Source organism: Thauera sp. SDU_THAU2, assembly GCF_038260575.1.
Taxonomy (GTDB): Bacteria; Pseudomonadota; Gammaproteobacteria; order Burkholderiales; family Rhodocyclaceae; genus Thauera.
On record NZ_JBBWUN010000003.1, the window covers coordinates 297,050 to 316,218 of the forward strand.

The 19,169-nt window shown below is 67.2% G+C and carries 22 protein-coding genes and 1 pseudogene; 19 read left to right on the top strand and 4 right to left on the bottom strand.

The genetic code is table 11. The features are described from left to right. The 10 genes from rplO (at position 1) to galE (ending at position 6,135) form a co-directional block, all read left to right on the top strand. On the top strand, positions 1–438 hold the full coding sequence (gene rplO / locus AAFL97_RS02440; RefSeq protein WP_068638408.1) for a 50S ribosomal protein L15: 438 nt from the start codon (positions 1–3) through the stop codon (positions 436–438). Positions 439–452: 14 nt separating this feature from the next. Then, a complete protein-coding gene (gene secY, locus AAFL97_RS02445) occupies positions 453–1,778 on the top strand; it encodes a preprotein translocase subunit SecY (RefSeq protein ID WP_068638409.1) in 1,326 nt (441 codons plus the stop codon). Between the two features lies 1 nt (position 1,779). Next, on the top strand, positions 1,780–1,998 hold the full coding sequence (gene infA, locus AAFL97_RS02450) for a translation initiation factor IF-1 (RefSeq protein ID WP_002931617.1): 219 nt from the start codon (positions 1,780–1,782) through the stop codon (positions 1,996–1,998). Positions 1,999–2,022: 24 nt separating this feature from the next. Continuing rightward, positions 2,023–2,136, top strand: a complete 114-nt coding sequence (gene rpmJ / locus AAFL97_RS02455) for a 50S ribosomal protein L36 (protein WP_004258276.1) — start codon at positions 2,023–2,025, stop codon at positions 2,134–2,136. 53 nt (positions 2,137–2,189) lie between these two features. Beyond that, positions 2,190–2,552, top strand: coding sequence for a 30S ribosomal protein S13 (gene rpsM, locus AAFL97_RS02460; RefSeq protein ID WP_263460828.1), 363 nt, complete (start codon positions 2,190–2,192; stop codon positions 2,550–2,552). 12 nt (positions 2,553–2,564) lie between these two features. Next, complete coding sequence (gene rpsK, locus AAFL97_RS02465) at positions 2,565–2,954, top strand: 30S ribosomal protein S11 (RefSeq protein ID WP_068638411.1); 390 nt, start codon at positions 2,565–2,567, stop codon at positions 2,952–2,954. Positions 2,955–2,968: 14 nt separating this feature from the next. Then, entirely contained in the window at positions 2,969–3,598 is a 630-nt protein-coding gene (gene rpsD, locus AAFL97_RS02470; protein WP_263460829.1) for a 30S ribosomal protein S4, read from the top strand. Between the two features lie 39 nt (positions 3,599–3,637). Continuing rightward, complete coding sequence (locus AAFL97_RS02475) at positions 3,638–4,618, top strand: DNA-directed RNA polymerase subunit alpha (protein ID WP_442806714.1); 981 nt, start codon at positions 3,638–3,640, stop codon at positions 4,616–4,618. A gap of 25 nt (positions 4,619–4,643) precedes the next feature. Then, the gene (gene rplQ / locus AAFL97_RS02480; RefSeq protein ID WP_068638413.1) at positions 4,644–5,036 is read left to right on the top strand and encodes a 50S ribosomal protein L17; all 393 of its coding nucleotides are present in this window, start codon (positions 4,644–4,646) and stop codon (positions 5,034–5,036) included. A gap of 79 nt (positions 5,037–5,115) precedes the next feature. Continuing rightward, positions 5,116–6,135, top strand: a complete 1,020-nt coding sequence (galE, locus tag AAFL97_RS02485) for a UDP-glucose 4-epimerase GalE (RefSeq protein ID WP_341643567.1) — start codon at positions 5,116–5,118, stop codon at positions 6,133–6,135. Between the two features lie 160 nt (positions 6,136–6,295). On the opposite strand, the gene uvrA is transcribed toward galE, so the two are convergent. Continuing rightward, positions 6,296–9,127, bottom strand: a complete 2,832-nt coding sequence (uvrA, locus tag AAFL97_RS02490) for an excinuclease ABC subunit UvrA (protein WP_341643568.1) — start codon at positions 9,125–9,127, stop codon at positions 6,296–6,298. A gap of 172 nt (positions 9,128–9,299) precedes the next feature. Here uvrA and AAFL97_RS02495 point away from each other — a divergent pair. From AAFL97_RS02495 to AAFL97_RS02520, 6 genes and pseudogenes are all read left to right on the top strand, one after another. After that, positions 9,300–10,480 (top strand): annotated as a pseudogene (locus AAFL97_RS02495) (MFS transporter). A gap of 35 nt (positions 10,481–10,515) precedes the next feature. Continuing rightward, positions 10,516–11,013: a single-stranded DNA-binding protein gene (ssb, locus tag AAFL97_RS02500; RefSeq protein WP_341643569.1), complete on the top strand. Its 498-nt coding sequence runs from the start codon at positions 10,516–10,518 to the stop codon at positions 11,011–11,013. Between the two features lie 115 nt (positions 11,014–11,128). Further along, positions 11,129–12,094, top strand: a complete 966-nt coding sequence (locus AAFL97_RS02505) for an MBL fold metallo-hydrolase (protein WP_341643570.1) — start codon at positions 11,129–11,131, stop codon at positions 12,092–12,094. Between the two features lie 10 nt (positions 12,095–12,104). Continuing rightward, positions 12,105–12,977 (top strand): tRNA threonylcarbamoyladenosine dehydratase, encoded by an 873-nt coding sequence (locus AAFL97_RS02510; RefSeq protein ID WP_341643571.1) that lies wholly within the window; start codon positions 12,105–12,107, stop codon positions 12,975–12,977. Further along, positions 12,974–13,345, top strand: a complete 372-nt coding sequence (locus AAFL97_RS02515; RefSeq protein WP_341643572.1) for a sirohydrochlorin chelatase — start codon at positions 12,974–12,976, stop codon at positions 13,343–13,345. Before AAFL97_RS02510 ends, AAFL97_RS02515 begins: the two co-directional genes overlap by 4 nt. A 135-nt stretch (positions 13,346–13,480) precedes the next feature. After that, complete coding sequence (locus AAFL97_RS02520) at positions 13,481–13,795, top strand: PilZ domain-containing protein (RefSeq protein WP_263460838.1); 315 nt, start codon at positions 13,481–13,483, stop codon at positions 13,793–13,795. A 143-nt stretch (positions 13,796–13,938) separates the two neighbouring features. Here AAFL97_RS02520 and AAFL97_RS02525 read toward each other — a convergent pair whose 3' ends face one another. Both AAFL97_RS02525 and AAFL97_RS02530 read right to left on the bottom strand, forming a co-directional pair. Beyond that, positions 13,939–14,454, bottom strand: coding sequence for a disulfide bond formation protein B (locus AAFL97_RS02525; protein ID WP_341643573.1), 516 nt, complete (start codon positions 14,452–14,454; stop codon positions 13,939–13,941). 66 nt (positions 14,455–14,520) lie between these two features. After that, on the bottom strand, positions 14,521–15,417 hold the full coding sequence (locus AAFL97_RS02530; RefSeq protein ID WP_341643574.1) for a LysR family transcriptional regulator: 897 nt from the start codon (positions 15,415–15,417) through the stop codon (positions 14,521–14,523). A gap of 170 nt (positions 15,418–15,587) precedes the next feature. Here AAFL97_RS02530 and AAFL97_RS02535 point away from each other — a divergent pair, with 170 nt between their 5' ends. After that, positions 15,588–16,187, top strand: a complete 600-nt coding sequence (locus AAFL97_RS02535) for an FMN-dependent NADH-azoreductase (protein ID WP_341643575.1) — start codon at positions 15,588–15,590, stop codon at positions 16,185–16,187. 122 nt (positions 16,188–16,309) lie between these two features. After that, positions 16,310–17,185 carry a pirin family protein gene (locus AAFL97_RS02540; RefSeq protein WP_341643576.1) on the top strand — a complete coding sequence of 292 codons (876 nt, stop codon included), beginning with the start codon at positions 16,310–16,312 and terminating at the stop codon, positions 17,183–17,185. Between the two features lie 63 nt (positions 17,186–17,248). Here AAFL97_RS02540 and ybiB read toward each other — a convergent pair whose 3' ends face one another. Continuing rightward, on the bottom strand, positions 17,249–18,202 hold the full coding sequence (gene ybiB, locus AAFL97_RS02545; RefSeq protein WP_341643577.1) for a DNA-binding protein YbiB: 954 nt from the start codon (positions 18,200–18,202) through the stop codon (positions 17,249–17,251). 78 nt (positions 18,203–18,280) lie between these two features. Here ybiB and AAFL97_RS02550 point away from each other — a divergent pair, with 78 nt between their 5' ends. Further along, complete coding sequence (locus AAFL97_RS02550; RefSeq protein WP_341643578.1) at positions 18,281–19,162, top strand: NAD(P)-dependent oxidoreductase; 882 nt, start codon at positions 18,281–18,283, stop codon at positions 19,160–19,162. Positions 19,163–19,169: the final 7 nt, after the last annotated feature.

Sequence of the window (19,169 nt, forward strand, 5' to 3'; positions counted from 1 at the left end):
ATGCGCCTGAATAACATCAAGCCGGGTGCCGGCTCCAAGTCGGCCGCCAAGCGCGTCGGCCGTGGCATCGGCAGTGGCCTGGGCAAGACCTGCGGCCGCGGCCACAAGGGCCAGAAGTCGCGCGCAGGCGGTTTCCACAAGACGGGTTTCGAGGGCGGTCAGATGCCCCTGCAGCGTCGTCTGCCGAAGCGTGGCTTCGTGTCGCTGACGCGCGCCCGCAACGTCGAAGTGCGCCTGTCCGAACTGGCGGCCGTGCCGGTCGAGGAAATCGATCTGCTGACGCTGAAGCAGGCGGGCGTGGTGCCGGGCGATGCGCTGTCGGCCAAGGTGGTGCTGTCCGGCGCGATCGACCGCAAGGTCGTGCTGCGCGGCGTCGGTGCGACCAAGGGTGCCAAGGCGGCGATCGAAGCTGCCGGCGGCTCGGTGTCGGCTGAGTAATAAAGGGACGAGCTGTGGCCAATCCTTCCGCCACGCTGGGCAATCCGGGACGGTTCGGCGACCTCAAGCGTCGCCTGCTGTTCCTGCTGGGCGCGCTGATCGTCTATCGCTTGGGCGCTCATATTCCCGTCCCCGGCATCGATCCGGATCAACTGGCCGAGCTGTTCCAGTCTCAGGCCGGCGGCATCCTCGGGGTCTTCAACCTGTTCTCCGGCGGGGCGCTGTCGCGCTTCACCATCTTCGCCCTGGGCATCATGCCCTACATTTCGGCCTCGATCATCATGCAGTTGATGACCGTGGCGGTGCCGAGTCTCGAGGCGCTGAAGAAGGAAGGCGAAGCAGGGCGCAGGAAGATCACGCAGTACACGCGCTACGGCACCCTCGTGCTCGCCTTCGCCCAGTCGCTGGGCATGGCGATCGCACTCGAAGGCCAGCCCGGGCTGGTGCTCGATCCGGGCCTGACCTTCCGCTTCGTGACCGTCGCCACGCTGGTCACCGGGACGATGTTCCTGATGTGGCTGGGTGAGCAGATCACCGAGCGCGGGATCGGCAACGGTATCTCGATCATCATTTTCGCCGGTATCGTCGCGGGCCTCCCGAGTGCCATCGGCGGACTGTTCGAGCTGGTGCGCACGGGTTCGATGCACCCCTTCACGGCGCTGTTCATCTGCGTGCTGGTGGTGCTGGTGACGGGTTTCGTGGTGTTCGTCGAGCGTGGCCAGCGCAAGATCCTGGTGAACTACGCCAAACGCCAGGTCGGCAACAAGATCTACGGCGGGCAAAGTTCCCATCTGCCGCTGAAGCTGAACATGTCGGGGGTCATTCCGCCGATCTTCGCTTCGAGCATCATCCTGTTCCCGGCGACGCTGGGGCAGTGGTTCGGTTCGTCGGAAGGGATGTACTGGCTGCGTGACATCGCCTCCACGCTGTCTCCCGGCCAGCCGATCTACGTGATGCTGTATGCGCTGGCGATCGTGTTCTTCTGCTTCTTCTATACCGCGCTGGTGTTCAATGCGCGGGAGACGGCAGACAACCTGAAGAAGAGCGGTGCATTCGTTCCGGGTATCCGGCCGGGCGATCAGACCGCGCGTTACATCGACAAGATTCTCATGCGGCTGACGCTGGCTGGCGCGGTGTATATCACCCTGGTCTGCCTGCTGCCCGAGTTCCTGATCCTGAAGTGGAACGTCCCGTTCTACTTCGGCGGCACTTCGCTGCTGATCATCGTGGTCGTCACGATGGATTTCATGGCGCAGGTTCAGGCGGCGGTGATGTCGCACCAGTACGAGAGTCTGCTGAAGAAGGCGAACTTCAAAGGGGCGGGTTTCCCGACCAGGTAACATGGCGAAGGAAGATGTCATCGAGATGCAGGGCGAGGTCACGGAAAACCTGCCCAATGCAACGTTTCGTGTCAGGCTCGAGAACGGCCACATGGTTCTCGGCCACATCTCCGGAAAAATGCGGATGCACTACATCCGCATCCTTCCTGGTGACAAGGTGACGGTGCAGCTCACCCCTTACGACCTGACAAAGGGCCGGATCGTCTTCCGGACCAAGTGAGAATAGAGAAACAGGAGCAAGAACATGCGAGTCCAGGCGTCAGTCAAGCGGCTTTGCCGCAACTGCAAGATCATCCGCCGCAAGGGTGTCGTGCGCGTCATCTGCACCGATCCGCGGCATAAGCAGCGCCAGGGTTGATTAAGTCAACTCTAGCTATTAAAATTTAATGTTTAGCGTTTTGGGGTAGACGGATGGCCCGTATTGCTGGGGTAAACATTCCCAATCACAAGCACGCCGAGATCGCGTTGACCGCAATCTTTGGGATCGGCCGTACGCGTGCTCAGAAAATCTGCGACGCCGCAGGCATCGTGCGCTCGGTCAAGATCAAGGATCTGACCGAGTCGGACATGGAAAAGCTGCGCGACGAAGTGGGCAGGTTCGTCGTCGAAGGCGATCTGCGCCGCGAAGTGACGATGAACATCAAGCGACTGATGGACCTGGGCTGCTATCGCGGCGTTCGCCATCGTCGCGGCCTGCCGCTGCGGGGTCAGCGTACCCGTACGAATGCGCGTACCCGCAAAGGTCCCCGCAAGGCGATCGCCGGCAAGAAGTAATAGGAACCGATAATGGCTAAGACTGGAACGAAGGTTCGTAAGAAGATCAAGAAGAATGTGGCCGAAGGCATCGCCCACATTCACGCGAGCTTCAACAATACGATCATCACCATCACCGACCGTCAGGGCAATGCGCTGTCGTGGGCGACCTCCGGCGGCGCCGGCTTCAAGGGCTCGCGCAAGAGCACGCCGTTTGCGGCCCAGGTGGCTGCCGAGGCTGCCGGCAAGGTGGCGCAGGAGTGCGGCATCAAGAACCTGGAAGTGCGCATCAAGGGCCCCGGCCCTGGCCGCGAATCTTCCGTGCGTGCGCTGAACGCGCTGGGGATCAAGATTTCCAGCATCACGGACATCACCCCCATCCCGCACAACGGCTGCCGTCCGCCGAAAAAGCGCCGTATCTGACAAGGAGTTGATAAGTGGCTCGTAATCTCGATCCCAAGTGCCGTCAGTGCCGTCGCGAAGGCGAAAAGCTGTTCCTGAAGGCTGAAAAGTGTTTCACCGACAAGTGCGCCATCGAGCGCCGCGCCTATGCGCCCGGCCAGCACGGCCAGCGCTCCGGCCAGCGTCTGTCGGGCTATGGCGTGCAGCTGCGCGAAAAGCAGAAGATCCGCCGCCTGTACGGCGTGCTCGAACGCCAGTTCCGCAAGGTCTATGCCGAGGCGGACCGCCGCCGCGGCCAGACCGGTGAGAACCTGCTGCAGCTGCTCGAAGGCCGTCTGGACTCCGTCGCCTACCGCATGGGCTTCGGCGGTTCGCGCGCCGAAGCTCGCCAGGTCGTCCGCCACAATGGCGTGCTGGTCAATGGCAAGCGCGTCAATATTCCGTCGTATGTCGTGCGTCCGGGCGACGTGGTCGAACTGAGCGAACGCGCTCGCGCCCACCTCCGCGTCAAGGCCGCGCTGGAAGCCGCCTCGTCGCGTGGCTTCCCCGAGTGGCTGGAAGTGGATGCCAAGGCCGGCAAGGGCGTCTTCAAGGCCTACCCGGCGCGCGCCGAACTGCCCCCCACGATCAACGAAGGCCTAGTGGTGGAACTGTACTCCCGTTGATCGGGAGGCTGATCCTCTTCTAGTTCCGAGGGAATGCTGATGCAAAGCAATGCACTGCTGAAACCGCGCATCATCGACGTCCAGAGCAGCTCGCCGGTTCAGGCGCGCGTGACGATGGAGCCGTTCGAGCGTGGCTTCGGCCATACGCTGGGAAATGCGCTGCGGCGCATCCTCCTGTCGTCGCTGCCCGGTCACGCAGCGACCGAAGTGTCGATCGAAGGCGTGCTCCACGAGTACTCCACGCTCGACGGCGTGCGCGAGGACATGGTCGACCTTCTGCTGAACCTGAAAGGCGTCGTGTTCAAGCTGCACAACCGCAGCGAGGCCATGCTCCGCCTGACGAAGTCGGGTGAAGGCGTGGTGCGGGCGGGTGACATCGAAGTCGGTCACGACGTCGAGATCATCAATCCCGATCACGTCATCGCCCACATCGCGCCGGGCGGCAAGCTCGACATGCAGATCAAGGTCGAGGAAGGCCGTGGCTACGTGCCCGGCAACGTTCGTCCGGTCAACGCCGAGAGCAAGACGATCGGCCGTATCGTGCTGGACGCTTCGTTCGGGCCGGTGCGCCGCGTCAGCTACCTGGTCGAGAGCGCCCGCGTCGAGCAGCGCACCGACCTGGACCGTCTGGTGGTCGATATCGAGACCAACGGCGCGGTCGACCCCGAGCAGGCCATCCGCTACGCCGCCCGCGTGCTGATGGACCAGCTGTCGGTGTTCGCCGAACTCGAAGGGACGCCGGTGTCGGCGCCGATCGAGAAGCAGATGACGATCGATCCGGTGCTGCTGCGCCCGGTCGATGATCTCGAGTTGACCGTGCGTTCGGCCAACTGCCTGAAGGCAGAGAACATCTACTACATCGGCGACCTGATCCAGCGGACCGAAACCGAGCTGCTGAAGACCCCGAACCTGGGCCGCAAGTCGCTGAACGAAATCAAGGAAGTGTTGGCCTCCCGCGGCCTGACCCTTGGCATGAAACTGGAAAACTGGCCGCCGGCCGGGCTTGAAAAGCTCGGTTGAGACGCCGGGCAAGTGAGGAATTGAAATGCGTCACCGCAATGGTCTTCGCAAGTTGAATCGTACCAGCAGCCACCGCCAGGCGATGTTCCGCAACATGGCCAACTCGCTGCTGCGCCACGAAGTGATCAAGACGACCCTGCCGAAGGCGAAGGAACTGCGCCGCGTCGTCGAGCCGATGATCACGCTGGGCAAGAAGCCCAACCTGTCCAACCGCCGCCTGGCCTTCAACCGCCTGCGCGACCGCGAGATGGTCGTCAAGCTGTTCGACGAGCTGGGTCCGCGCTACGCTACCCGCAACGGTGGCTATCTGCGCATCCTGAAGTGCGGCTTCCGTGACGGCGACAACGCGCCGATGGCTTTCGTCGAGCTGCTCGACCGTCCCGAGGGCGAAGCCGTCGAAGTCGACGAGGCAGCCTGATCGGGCTGACTTCAGCTGAAAAAGCCGGGCTCTGCCCGGTTTTTTTTCGTCCATCTCCGCTACCTGGAGGAACCGATTCATGAGCGTGACCCTGGTGACAGGTGGGGCCGGCTACATCGGCTCGCATACCTGCGTCGAACTGCTGTCCGCGGGGTGCGATGTCGTCATCCTGGATGATCTGTCGAATGCTTCTCCCGAAGCGGTGCGTCGGATCGAGGAGCTTGCGGGGCGCCCGCTCCGCGCCTTCATCCAGGGCGACGTGCGGGATGCCGCGCTGCTCGAGACGGTGTTTCGCACCCATCCGGTGGAGGCCGTCATCCATTTCGCCGCCAAGAAGGCGGTCGGCGAGTCTGTCGAGCAGCCGTTGGCCTACTACGACAACAATCTGCTCGGCCTGATGCGTCTGCTGCAGGCGATGGATGCCGCGGCTTGCCGGCGGATCGTGTTCAGTTCGTCTGCAACCGTCCACGGCGATCCGGCCAGCGTGCCGATCGACGAGCGTTTTCCGACCACGGCAACCAATCCCTACGGCTGGACCAAGCTGATGGGCGAGCAGATTCTGCGCGATCTCGCGGTCTCCGATCCGCGCTGGAACATCGTGCTGCTGCGCTACTTCAATCCGGTGGGGGCGCATGCGAGCGGCCGCATCGGCGAGGATCCGGACGGCCTGCCCAACAACCTGATGCCCTACGTCAGCCAGGTGGCGGTCGGCCGCCTCCAGCGCCTCAAGGTCTTCGGCAACGACTATCCGACACCGGACGGCACGGGTGTGCGCGACTACATCCACGTCGTCGATCTGGCGCTCGGCCACCTGAAGGCGCTGGAGCGCATCGAGGCGCTGCCCGGGGTGACGACGCTGAACCTCGGCACCGGGCGCGGCTACAGCGTGCTGGAGATGGTGCGGGCTTTCGAGCAGGCCTCGGGGCGTGAAGTGCCATTCGACATCGTCGATCGGCGCCCCGGCGACATCGCCGCCTGCTGGGCCGATCCAAACCGCGCGGCGGAGGTGCTGGGCTGGCGAGCCGAGCGTGATCTCGCGGCGATGTGTGAAGATGCCTGGCGCTGGCAGAGCAGCAACCCGAAGGGTTATCGGAGCTGAGGCGGGAGGCCGCGGTAGCGCGGTTTTCCGTAGGAGTGGCTTCAGCCGGGGGGTGCTGAGCCGCGAATGCAGGCCACAGGCCTGCCTCGCCGCGAAAAGGCGCTGTCGCACCCTTTCGCGGCTGGGCGCCCCCGGCTGAAGCCGCTTCCCGCGGATCGTTTCAGCGTGCCGTTGCGGCGAGTACCTTCTGCAGGTAGCGCCCGGTGTGGCTGGCGGGGTTCGCCGCGACGCTTTCCGGGCTGCCGCAGGCCACCACCCTGCCGCCGCCGGCGCCGCCTTCGGGGCCCATATCGACGATCCAGTCGGCAGTCTTGATGACGTCGAGGTTGTGCTCGATGATCACGATCGTGTTGCCCTGGTCGCGCAGGCGGTGCAGCACTTTCAGCAGCAGCTCGATGTCCTGGAAATGCAGGCCGGTCGTCGGTTCGTCGAGGATGTACAGCGTGCGCCCGGTATCCCGCTTCGACAGTTCCAGGGCCAGTTTCACCCGCTGGGCCTCGCCGCCGGACAGCGTCGTCGCGCTCTGGCCCAGGCGGATGTAGCCCAGGCCGACGTCCATCAGCGTCTCGAGCTTGCGCGCGACGGCCGGCACCGGGGCGAAGAAGGCCAGTGCCTGTTCGACCGTCATTTCCAGCACTTCCTGGATGCTGCGGCCCTTGTAGCGGATTTCCAGCGTCTCGCGGTTGTAGCGCTTGCCGTGGCAGATGTCGCAAGGCACGTACATGTCGGGCAGGAAGTGCATCTCGACCTTGACCAGGCCGTCGCCCTGGCAGGCCTCGCAGCGTCCGCCGCGGACGTTGAACGAGAAGCGGCCCGGCCCATAACCGCGTGCGCGCGCTTCGGGGACGCCGGCGAAGAGTTCGCGGATCGGCGTCAGCATGCCGGTGTAGGTCGCGGGGTTCGAGCGCGGTGTGCGCCCGATCGGCGACTGGTCGACGTTGATGACCTTGTCGAAGGCTTCCAGGCCTTCGATCGCGTCATGCGGCGCGGGTTCGGTGGCCGACTTGTAGAGGTGGCGGCTGGCCGCGGCAGCGAGGGTGTCGTTGATCAGGGTGGATTTGCCCGAACCGGAAAGGCCGGTGACGCAGGTCAGCAGGCCGAGCGGCAGGGCGACGTCCACGTTCCGCAGGTTGTTGCCGCGGGCGCCGACGATGCGCAGCATGCGGGTTTCGTCGGGTAGCGTGCGGCGGGAGGGGACGGCGATCGAGCGCCGGCCCGACAGGTAGTCGCCGGTCACCGACGCCGGGTCGGCGATGACTTCGGCCGGCGTGCCGTGGGCGACGATGCGGCCGCCGTGCTCGCCGGCGCCGGGGCCCATGTCCACCAGGTAGTCGGCATGGCGGATCGCGTCCTCGTCGTGCTCGACGACGATCACCGTGTTGCCGAGGTCGCGCAACTGGCCGAGGGTGGCCAGCAGGCGGTCGTTGTCGCGCTGGTGCAGGCCGATCGAAGGTTCGTCGAGCACGTAGAGCACACCGGTCAGGCCCGAGCCGATCTGGCTCGCCAGGCGGATGCGCTGGGCCTCGCCGCCGGACAAGGTGTCGGCCGAGCGGTCCAGCGACAGGTAGTCGAGGCCGACGTTGATCAGGAAGCTGAGGCGGTCGGCGATCTCCTTGACGATCTTGTCGGCGACCTGTCCGCGCGCGCCCTCGAGCTTGAGGCCGGCGAAGAAGTCGCGGCACTCGCCCAGCGGCAGGTGGCCGATCTCATGCAGCGCCCGCTCGCCGATCAGCACGTGGCGCGCTTCGCTGCGCAGGCGGCTGCCCTTGCAGCTGGGGCAGGGCTGGGTGGCGCGGTACTTGGTCAGCTCCTCGCGCACGGCGATCGAGTCGGTTTCCCTGAAACGCCGTTCGAGGTTGGGGATGATGCCTTCGAAAGGATGCTCTTTCAGCACCGTGCGGCCGTTGTCCGCCATGTAGCGGAAAGCGATTTTTTCCTTGCCCGAGCCGTGCAGCACGATCTCGCGCACCTTGGCCGGCAGCGTTTCGTAAGCGGCCTCGACGTCGAAGCCGTAGTGGCCGGCGAGGCTCGTCAGCATCTGGAAGTAGAACTGGTTGCGCTTGTCCCAGCCGCGGATGGCGCCGGCGGCCAGCGACAGTTCCGGGTGGGCGACGACGCGCGCCGGGTCGAAGAACTCGACCTGGCCCAGGCCGTCGCATTTCGGGCAGGCGCCGGCCGGATTGTTGAAGGAAAACAGCCGGGGTTCGAGTTCCGCCAGCGCGAAGCTGCACACCGGGCAGGCGAAGCGGGCGGAGAACAGGTGTTCCCGGCCGCCGTCCATCTCGACCGCGATCGCGCGGCCATCGGCATGGGTCAGCGCGGTCTCGAAGGACTCCGCCAGCCGGCCGCGCAGGTCCTCGCGGACCTTCAGGCGGTCGATGACCACTTCGACATTGTGCCGCCGGCCCTTTTCCAGTGGCGGCATCGCGTCCAGCTCCATCACCTCGCCGTCGACGCGGACGCGGACGAAACCCTGGGCGCGCAGGTCGGCGAACAGGTCGGCCTGCTCGCCCTTCCTGCCGGCGACGACGGGTGCCAGGATCATCAGCCGCGTCTCGGCGGGCAGCGCCAGCACGTGGTCCACCATCTGCGCCACGCTCTGCGCCTCCAGCGCGTGCTCGGGATGGTCGGGGCAGTGGGGCGTGCCGGCGCGGGCGTACAGCAGGCGCAGGTAGTCGTGGATCTCGGTGACGGTGCCGACCGTCGAGCGCGGGTTGTGGCTGGTGGCCTTCTGCTCGATCGAGATCGCCGGCGACAGGCCCTCGATCAGGTCCACGTCGGGCTTTTCCATCAACTGCAGGAACTGGCGGGCATAGGCCGACAGCGACTCGACGTAGCGGCGCTGGCCTTCGGCGTACAGGGTGTCGAAAGCCAGCGAGGACTTGCCCGAACCCGACAGCCCGGTGATCACCGTCAGCCGGTTGCGCGGCAGATCGATGTTGATGTTCTTCAGGTTATGGGTCCTGGCACCGCGGATGCGGATTTCGTCCATGGCTGCACGGCTGGCGGTAGGGAACCCGAAACTATAAGAGAGAACGTCGGCGCGAGCCAATCCGGAATGGCGGGGAGGAGCTGCAGTGCGCGATGCCGGGGTGGCGCGATGCTAGAATTGACTGCTTTATCGAAGCCTATCTTCCCGCATGTCCGCTCCGCCGCACGATCCGATGACTTCCGCCGAACGCCGGGCCGGCATGAGCCTGGCGGCGATCTTTGCGCTGCGCATGCTGGGCCTGTTCCTGATCCTGCCGGTGTTCGCGGTCTACGCCGAAGGCATTCCGGGCGGCGACGACCTGACCCTGGTCGGCCTGGCGATCGGCGCCTACGGCCTGACCCAGGCCTGCCTGCAGATCGCCTATGGCGCGGCCTCCGATCGCTTCGGCCGCAAGCCGGTGATCGTCTTCGGCCTGCTGCTGTTCGTCGTCGGCAGCGCGGTCGCGGCGCTCGCGACCGACATCCACATGATCATCGCCGGCCGCGTGCTGCAGGGCGCCGGGGCGATCTCGGCGGCGGTCACCGCGCTGGCGGCCGACCTGACGCGCGACCAGCACCGGACCAAGGTCATGGCGATGATCGGCTCGTCGATCGGCCTGGTGTTCGCCTTGTCGATGGTGGCGGCACCGCTGCTGTATGCGGCGATCGGCATGAGTGGCATCTTCTGGCTGACCGCGGCGCTGGCCTGTGCGGCGATCGCCGTCGTGCTGTGGGTGGTGCCGGCCGCGCCGCCGGTGCCGCGTGCCAACGGCGGCCGCTTCATCGACGTGCTGCGCGACGGCCAGTTGATGCGCTTGAATTTCGGCGTCTTTGCGCTGCACCTGATCCAGACCACGATGTGGGTCATGGTGCCGGTGGGGCTGGTCGCCGCAGGGCTGCCGATGCCCGAGCACTGGAAGGTCTATCTGCCCGCGGTGCTGCTGTCCTTCGTCGTCATGGTGCCCGCCGTGATCGTCGCCGAACGGCGCAACCTGATGAAGCCGGTATTCAACGCCGCGATCTGCCTGCTGGCGCTGGTGCAGTTCGGCCTGTGGCTGTTCGGCGACGGCTTGCTGCCGCTGGCGCTGCTGCTGACCCTGTTCTTCGTTTCCTTCAACGTGCTGGAAGCGACGCAGCCGTCCTGGATTTCGCGCATCGCGCCCGCACATTCGAAGGGGACGGCGCTGGGTGTCACAACACCCTGCAGTCGGTCGGCCTGTTCCTGGGGGGGCTGCTCGGCGGCTGGCTCGGGCAACGTTTCGGGGCCGGCGCGGTCAGTCTGGTCTGTGGCGCGCTGGCATTTCTCTGGCTGCTGCTGGCATCGAGCATGACCCCACCTCCGGTACGTGCGGTGCCGGCGCCCGAAAGGGCATGAACCACCGCACGGCATTCATTTGAAAGGAGAACGGGATGGCATCCCTGAACAAAGTGATTCTCATCGGCAATCTCGGCCGTGATCCCGAGACGCGCTACGCGCCCAGCGGCGACGCGATCTGCAACCTGACGGTGGCGACGACCGAAGTCTGGAAGGACCGCACCAGCGGCGAGCGCCGCGAGGCCACCGAATGGCACCGCGTGGTGTTTTTCGGCCGCGTCGCCGAAGTCGCCGCCCAGTACCTGCGCAAGGGCAGCCAGATCTACGTCGAAGGCCGCCTGCAGACGCGCAAGTGGCAGGACCAGAACGGCCAGGACCGCTATACCACCGAGATCCGCGGCGACGAGATGAAGATGCTCGGCCGGCGCGAAGGCGGCGACGCGCCGATGCGCGCGCCGGACAGCGGCTACGACGCGCCGGCGCCGGCGCCGGCATCGCGTCCGGCACCTGCAGCCGCGCCGCGCCCGCAGTCGCAGGCGCCGGCGGCGTCCTCGTCCGGCTTCGGCGATTTCGACGACGACATCCCGTTCTGAAGGCGGGAGCAGGGGCTTCTTGCAGCGTGATTTGCGCCCGGGCTGCGGCTGCGGATCATCGCTAACATGAGATCGGGCGTTCGACCCGAAGAAGCGACAAGAGGAGGGGATTTCCATGAACGAGCTCATCAGCTATCCGGATGGCATCCATGCGCTGGAGTCCGGCTACGGCCGGCCGCAGCTGGCGGCGATCCACATCGTGGTCGACGAGGGGCGTGCCGCGATCGTCGATACCGGCTGCAATGATTCCGTGCCCCGCGTGCTGAGTGCGCTGGCGATGCTCGGCATCGAGCCCGGCAAGGTGGAATGGGTGATGCTGACCCACATCCATCTGGACCACGCCGGCGGGGCGGGCAGCCTGATGTGCGCGCTGCCCAATGCCCGCCTGCTGGTGCATCCGCGCGGCCTGCGCCACATGATCGACCCCAGCAAGCTGTGGGAGGGCACTGCCGCCGTTTATGGCGCCGAGCGCGCCTACCAGCTCTATGGCCGGCTGGTGCCGATTCCGCCCGAGCGCATCGTGCCGGCGACCGACGGCCTGGAGCTGCGCATGGGCAAGCGCCTGTTCCGCGTGTTCGACACGCCGGGACATGCCCGCCACCACATCTGCATCTGGGACGACAGCGCGCGCGCCTTCTTCACCGGCGATACCTTCGGCCTGTCCTACCGCGAGCTCGACGTCGATGGCCGGGTCTTCGTGCTGCCGACCACCACGCCGACGCAGTTCGACCCGGAGGCGATGCACGAGTCGATCGACCGCATGCTTTCCATGCAGCCGCAGGCGATGTACCTGACCCACTATGGCCGCGTGACCGAGGTGCCGCGGCTCGGCGCCGATCTCCACCGTCTGATCGACGCCATGGTCGCGGTGGCACGGGCGGCGCGGGGCGACGAGGTGGCGCGCCACGTCGAGATCCTCGCCGGCCTGGAGCAGGTCGTCCGCGAGGAAGCGGGGCGCCAGGGCTGGGCGCTGGACGAGGAGCAGACGCTGGAACTGCTGCGCATGGACCTCGAACTCAACGCGCAAGGCCTGGGCATCTGGCTCGACAGCCAGCGCGTGGCCGAGCCGCAGCCGGCCTGACGGAAGGGCGATGGACGTGAGCCGGGTGGATGGCGGCGGGGCCGACGAGCGGGTGGAGGACGTGGACCGCGCCCGCCGTTTCGGCGGCATCGACCGCCTTTACGGCACGGGGGCCGCGGATGCGCTGGCGGCTTCCCATGCCTGCGTGATCGGCATCGGCGGTGTCGGCTCCTGGGCCGTCGAGGCGCTGGCGCGCAGCGGCGTGGGCAGGCTGACGCTGATCGACCTCGACCACGTCGCCGAGTCCAACATCAACCGCCAAGCCCATGCGCTCGATGCCACCCTCGGGCAGGCGAAAGTGCAGGCGATGGCGGATCGCATCGCCGCCTTCAGCCCGCAATGCCGGGTCGACACGGTCGAGGATTTCCTCACGGCGGCAAATGCCGCGAGCCTGCTGCAGGGTTTCGACGTCGTCATCGACGCCATCGACAACGTGCGCGCCAAGGTGGCGATCGCCGCGCTCTGCCGGGCGCGGCAGATGCCGCTGGTGATGGCGGGCGGCGCGGGCGGCAAGCTCGATCCGGCGCAGATCCGCGTCGATGATCTGGCCCGTACGCTGCAGGATCCGCTGCTGTCCAAGGTGCGTGCCCGCCTGCGCAAGGAGCACGGCTTTCCGCGCGAGCCGAAAAGGAAGTTCGGCATCGAAGCGGTGTTTTCCACCGAACCGCTGCGTCATCCGTCCGCGCCGGCCTGCGAGGCAGAAGCTGGGCGCAGCCGCGGGCCGCAAGGCCTGGCCTGCGCCGGCTACGGTTCGAGCATGGCGATGACCGCCAGTGTCGGGCTGTTCTGCGCTTCGCGCGCGCTGCTTCACCTGTTGCGCGCCGGCCAGGCACGTGCGGGTGCAGCGGAGCGGGCCGAGGCCATGACCGGAGCCGAGGCATGAGCGACGTCGCGGTGATCCTGTTCGGCCATGGTGCGCGCGATCCCGAATGGGCCGGGCCGATGAAACGGATCCGCCAGCACATGCTGGCCCAGCCCGGCGCGCCGCGCGTGGAGCTAGCCTTTCTCGAGTTCATGCAGCCGACCCTGGCCGAAGCCATCGCCGCGCTGGCCGGTGCCGGGATGCGGCGCATTGCCATCGTGCCGGTCTTTCTGGCCCAGAACGGGCATCTGAAGCGCGACCTTCCGGTGCTGCTCGACGCCGCCCGCATTGCACACCCGGAATGCGAGATCACGCTCGCCGTCGCTGCGGGCGAAGCCGAAGGCGTGATCGCGGCGATGGCCGAATACGCCCGCAGCTGCGCGGCATGACGGCAGGCCGGCGCGAAGGGGGACGATCGCCGGGGTGTGATCTGATGCACGTCCGGCATGCGTAACGAGTGCTGTCGGCCGGGGATGCGGGGCTAGAATCGGGCGATCCGTATCGCCTGCCTTGGACGTATCAGCATGAAGGACATTCCGCCCCACCAGAACCGGCGCCTCGACCGGCGCCTGCCGCTCGGCTGCCCGGCTTTCATCGCCCTGCGCGGCGGTCAGCGCATCGAGGCGGTGTGCATCGAGATCGGCGTCGGCGGGATGACCCTGCATGCCGCCTACGTGCCGGAGCAGAACGAAGTCCTCGACGTCGCGGTGCTCGGACCCCAGGGCTCGCCCGTGGCCGATCGCCCGCCGCTGGTCGGCAAGCTCGAAGTCACGCGCTGCAATGCGCTGGGCGACGGCCGCTACGAGATCGGCGGCCGCATGATGCGCGTGGTCGATTGACGCGTAGCGGCTCGGTTTTCTGCAGGAGCGGCTTCAGCCGCGACAGGGCGCGATAGCTTCCCCGACGGGGTCTGCTTTTGCGGTTCGGCGGCCCGGCAGAAGCCGCTACGGGGGCGCCACAGCACAAGACCCATCGATACCGCTCAGGGCCTGTCTGCCCGGCGCAGCAGCATCCACAGCGCGAACACCGCCGTCGCCGAAAAGCTCAGCAGCGACCAGTTGGCGATCGACAGGCCGAGGAAAGTCCAATCCACTGCCGCGCAGTCGCCCGCACCGCGGAAGATCATCGGCAGCGCTTCGCCGAGCGGAAAACTCTCCAGCATGAATTCCAGCCCCGGGCCGCATTCGGGAATCGCCGGGGGATCGAGCTGCATCCAGGTCTGGCGCGCGGCGATGGCGCCGCCGGCCAGTGCCCCCAGGCCGATCAGCGCGGCATAGACCCGGCTGCCCGTGCGGCCCGGCCCGTGGATGCCGCCGACCAGGGCGATCAGCGCCACGGCGAGGAAGGCATAGCGCTGCATCACGCACATCGGGCAGGGTTCGAGGCCTTTCACATGCTGCAGGTAGAGGCCGAAACCGAGCAGGCCGATGGCGGTGGCGAACAGGGCGAGGTAAAGCGTGCGCGCCGGCAGGCGCAGCAGGGTCTGGAGCAGGGACATCGTGATCCGGTCTTGCTGGGAAGGCGCCCATTGTAGGGGATGTTCCCTCGGAGCGCGGCGGACGCGTCAGGTTCCCAGCGCCGCCTGCAGCATGTCGAGGAAGGCCCGCGTCTTGGCCGGCATCAGCCGGCGGCCGGGGAATACCGCCCAGGCGGTGTTGGCAGGCAGGCACCAGTCCGCCATCACGCGGCGGAGCTCCCCCTGGCGCACGTAGGGTGCAGCGAAATAAACGGGCACCGCGGCGATGCCGGCGCCGGCGCGGGCGAAGCGGATCAGCAGTTCGGGCGAATTGGCGGTGATGCTGCCGGGCGGCGTGCCTTGCCAGCGCTCATCGCCCCGCATCAGCGTCCAGCCGAGTGCCTCGCCGCTGCGCGTCAGCAGACGCAGCGCACGGTGCGCGTTCAGCGCCTCGGGGTGCCCGGGTTCGCCGTGTTCGGCGAGATAGCCGGGCGAGGCATACAGCCCGCTGGGAAAGACCGCCAGGCGGCGCGCGGCGAGCAGGGCGTCGTCGGGCAGTTCGCCCATGCGGATGGCGACGTCGAAGTTCTCGCCCAGCAGGTCCACCCGGCGTGGCGACAGATCCAGCTCCAGCGACACCGCAGGGTGCATCGCGGTGAAGGCCGACAGCATGTCGACCAGCAGCAGGCTGGCGAAATCGCTCGGCATCGACACCCGCAGGCGGCCGCTGGGCCTGGCCTGGCGGCTTTCGGCCAGTGCCTTCACGGCCTCGATCTCATCGGCCACCTGGCGCGCGTGTTCCAGCAGCGCGGTGCCGAACTCGGTCAGCGTCAGCCGCCGCGTGGTGCGCAGCATCAGGCGTTCGCCGAGCTGCTCTTCCAGTTGCGAGACGCGGCGCGAAACCGTGGACTTGGGCAGGCCGAGGCGTTCGGCCGCCGCCGTGAAGCTGCCGGTCTCGGCCACGCGGGCAAAGATCAGCAGGTCGTTGGGGCTGTACTGTTCCATATGAGGGACAATGTTATGCGTTCTGCTGGATTAATGAAGACGGGCGACATGATTAGACTCTGATCGTCGTCATCGAACAAGGCTGCAGTCCCGGCATCGTGACCTCGACCTCGCGTCAGGCGGATTCCGGCCGGACTTCGGCAAACCCCTCGACCCCACGGAGAACAGACATGAACATCCTGCAGATCAACGGCAGCGCCCGCAGCGAAGGCGCGAACTCCACCCGCGTTGCCAACAGCATCATCGCCCGTCTGTTGGCAGCGGACCCCGGCGTCCGCGTCGTGCTGCGCGATCTGGCGCGCAATCCCGCGCCGGTGGTGGACGAAGCCGCGCTCGGCGCACTGTTCACGCCGGCGGAGCAGCGCACGCCGGAGCAAGCCGGACGCGTCGCCGAAAGCGATGCGCTGATCGCCGAAGTGCAGGCTGCCGACGTCATCGTGCTCGGCGTGCCGATGTACAACTTTGCCATTTCGTCCCAGCTCAAGAACTGGATCGATGCCATCGCCCGCGCCGGCGTCACCTTCCGCTACACCGAGAACGGCCCCGAAGGCCTGCTGAAGGGCAAGAAGGTCTTCGTCGCCTGCGCTCGCGGCGGCCGCTACCGTGGTACGTCGGCCGACACGCAGACGCCGTACCTGCAGACCGTGCTCGGTTTCGTCGGCCTCACCGACGTCCGCTTCGTCTATGCCGAAGGCCTGAACATGGGCGAGGAGGCGGCAAAGCAGGGTTTCGCCGAAGCCGAGGCCGACATCGAAGCCGTTCTGGGCTGAAAACCTGGCGGCAGGCTGGGTCTTGCCGGTGGCCGCGCCTGACTGGCCGCGCCGCTTCATCCGGCCTGCCGCACCTCGCCGGCCGCACCTGGCCAGCCGCAGTTCCTAGCAGGAGTACCGACATGAGCATCCGCCCGAGCGAAACCGTTTCCCGTCCGCGCGACGTCGAACGCCTGGTCGTCGGCCAGGCCACGTCCGACGGCGCCGGCGTCAAGCTCACCCGCGTGCTGGCCCAGCCGCTGCAGCGCCGGCTCGATCCCTTCCTGATGCTGGATGCCTTCGGCAGCGACAAGGCCGACGACTACATCGCCGGTTTTCCCGACCATCCGCACCGCGGCTTCGAGACCATCACCTACATGATCGCCGGCCGCATGCTGCATCGCGACAGTGCCGGCCATGAAGGCTTGCTGGAAAACGGCGGCGTGCAATGGATGACGGCCGGGCGCGGCGTGATCCATGCCGAGATCCCGCAGCAGCAGGAAGGCCTGATGGCGGGCTTTCAGCTGTGGCTGAACCTGCCGGCGCGGGACAAATTATGCGTGCCCTGGTATCGCGATTTCGCCAGCGGCGAACTGCCCCGCTTCACCACCGATGCCGGCGTGCAGGCGACGGTGATCGCCGGTGAAAGCCACGGCACGGCCGGCGCGGTGACGCGCGAGGCGACCGCGCCGCTGTATCTGGACCTGCAGTTGCCGGCCGGCGCGCGCTTCAGCCAGTCGTTGCCGGCCGGGCACAACGCCTTCCTGTACGTTTATCGCGGAGAACTGGACGTCGCCGGCACGGCAGTGCCTGCCGGGCGCATGGCCATCCTCGCCAACGATGCGGAGTGCGACGGCGTGGTCGTCGACGCGGCCGGCGTGGAAACGCGCGCGCTGCTGATCGCCGGCCGGCCGCTGAACGAGCCGATCGCGCAGTACGGGCCTTTCGTCATGAATACCGAGCAGGAGATCTACCAGGCACTGGCCGACTACCGCGCCGGCACGCTGGCCGGCGCCTGAAGCCGGCTGCGTCCGGGCCGGCAATATGCGGGGAAGGGAAGGGCCGGTGTGGCCCGTCCGGCCTCAGCCGGCGAGCGCCTTCAGCGCTGCCACCTGGGCGGTGATCGGCGCGGGAATCGGCATCTCGCCGGCCAGCATGGCACGGATCTGCGCCGCGTTGTCCGCCACCGAGGGGGCGTCCGGCAGCGTGCCGAGCGGCGGCGCGCCGCCTTCCTCGCCCGCCACGCCGATCGACGCGATGCCGTCCCGATAGACCTTCATTTCCGGGCAGCGCCGCGGGTTGGCGTAGATTTCGCCTTCGGTGCCGCGCAACAGCATGGCACGGCCGGTATGGGCGCGGCCGGCACAGGCGCGGCCGCCTGGGCTGGTATCGGTGCGAAGGAAAGCGTCCATGCGCTCGAGGTATTCGGGGTGGGTGACGGCGACCACCCGCACGCTGCGGCCGTGGCAGGGGTCGAGCAGCTTGGCAACGATGTGGCCGCTGGCACGCACGCCCATGCGCGTGCGCAGCGCCAGCAGCGGATCGAGCCCGGGCAATAGACTGTCGACGTGGATACAGGCCAGGCGATCGGCCGCCAATTGCCGCGATGCATCTTCGGCATCGGCGGCGGGCTGCAGGCCGAGGGCGGCGAGCAGCTCGAAAGGGCTCACCCGGGTGTCGAAATCGTGCCGGCCCTGGATCAGCACCGGCACGCCTTCGCGCGCCAGCAGCATCGCCACCAGCGGCATCAGGTTGGACTGGCGGCGCGCGCCGTTGTAGGTGGGCAGCACCACGCAGCGCGGGCCGTCGGGCACCGTCAGCTGCACCGTCCGCGCATCCATCGCCTGCTTGAAGCCGATCAGTTCCTCGAGCGATTCGCTCTTGATGCGGAAGGCGATCAGGATGGCGCCGAGTTCGATGTCCGCTACCTTGCCGTCGAGGATGTCGCCGAACAGGCTTGCCGCCGTGGCAGCGTCGAGTGAACGCGCGCCCTTGGCGCCTCGTCCGATTTCCTTGATGATTGGGCCGTAGTTCATGGCGGCGATTATGGGCATGTTTGCAGCCGCTCACCAGCCCGCCCTGTGCCCCAACCCCGAATACGGAGCGAATACAGAATGGAAGTCGGATTCATCGGACTCGGCCTCATGGGCCGGCCCATGGCATTGAACCTGATCAAGGCCGGCCACACGGTGCATGTCTGGAGCAGAAGGCGTGAATCGATGCAGCCGCTGCTCGAGGCCGGCGCGAATGACGCCGCCAGCGCGGCCGAAGTCGCCCGCCGTGCGGCGATCACGATCAGCATCGTCGCCGACGCACCCGATGTCGAGCAGGTCACGCTCGGCGCCGATGGCGTCGCCGACGGCGCTTCTGCCGGCCACATCCACATCGACATGAGCACGATCGCGCCGGCGGCGGCGCAGTCGATCGCGGCCCGCTTGGCCGAACGCGGCGTGAGCATGATTGACGCGCCGGTGTCCGGCGGCGAAGTCGGCGCCATCGCCGCCACGCTGACGATCATGGCCGGCGGCGACGCGGCGGCGTTCGAACGCGCGCTGCCGCTGTTCCAGGCCATGGGCAAGTCCGTCACCCGCATCGGCGACAGCGGCGCGGGCCAGGTCGCCAAGGCCTGCAACCAGATCCTGACCGGCGTCGGTGTGGCGGCGGTGGCCGAGGCGCTGAATTTCGCCAACAAGAGCGGCGTCGACGCCGCCAGGGTGCGCGAGGCGCTGCTCGGCGGCTTCGCCTATTCGCGCGTGCTCGAGAATCACGGCCAGCGCATGCTCGAGCGCAACTTCAAGCCGGGCTTCAAGGCCTGGATGCACCAGAAGGACATGCGCATCGTCATGGAAGAGGCGCACCGCCTCGGCCTGGCGCTGCCGTCGTCGGCGGCGACGGCGCAGATGTTCAACGCCATGGTCGGCAGCGGCCTGGGCGAAGACGACTCGGTGGCGATGCTGAAGCTGCTCGAAGGCATGAGCGGCGGCAGCGGCAAGTGAGGGGGCG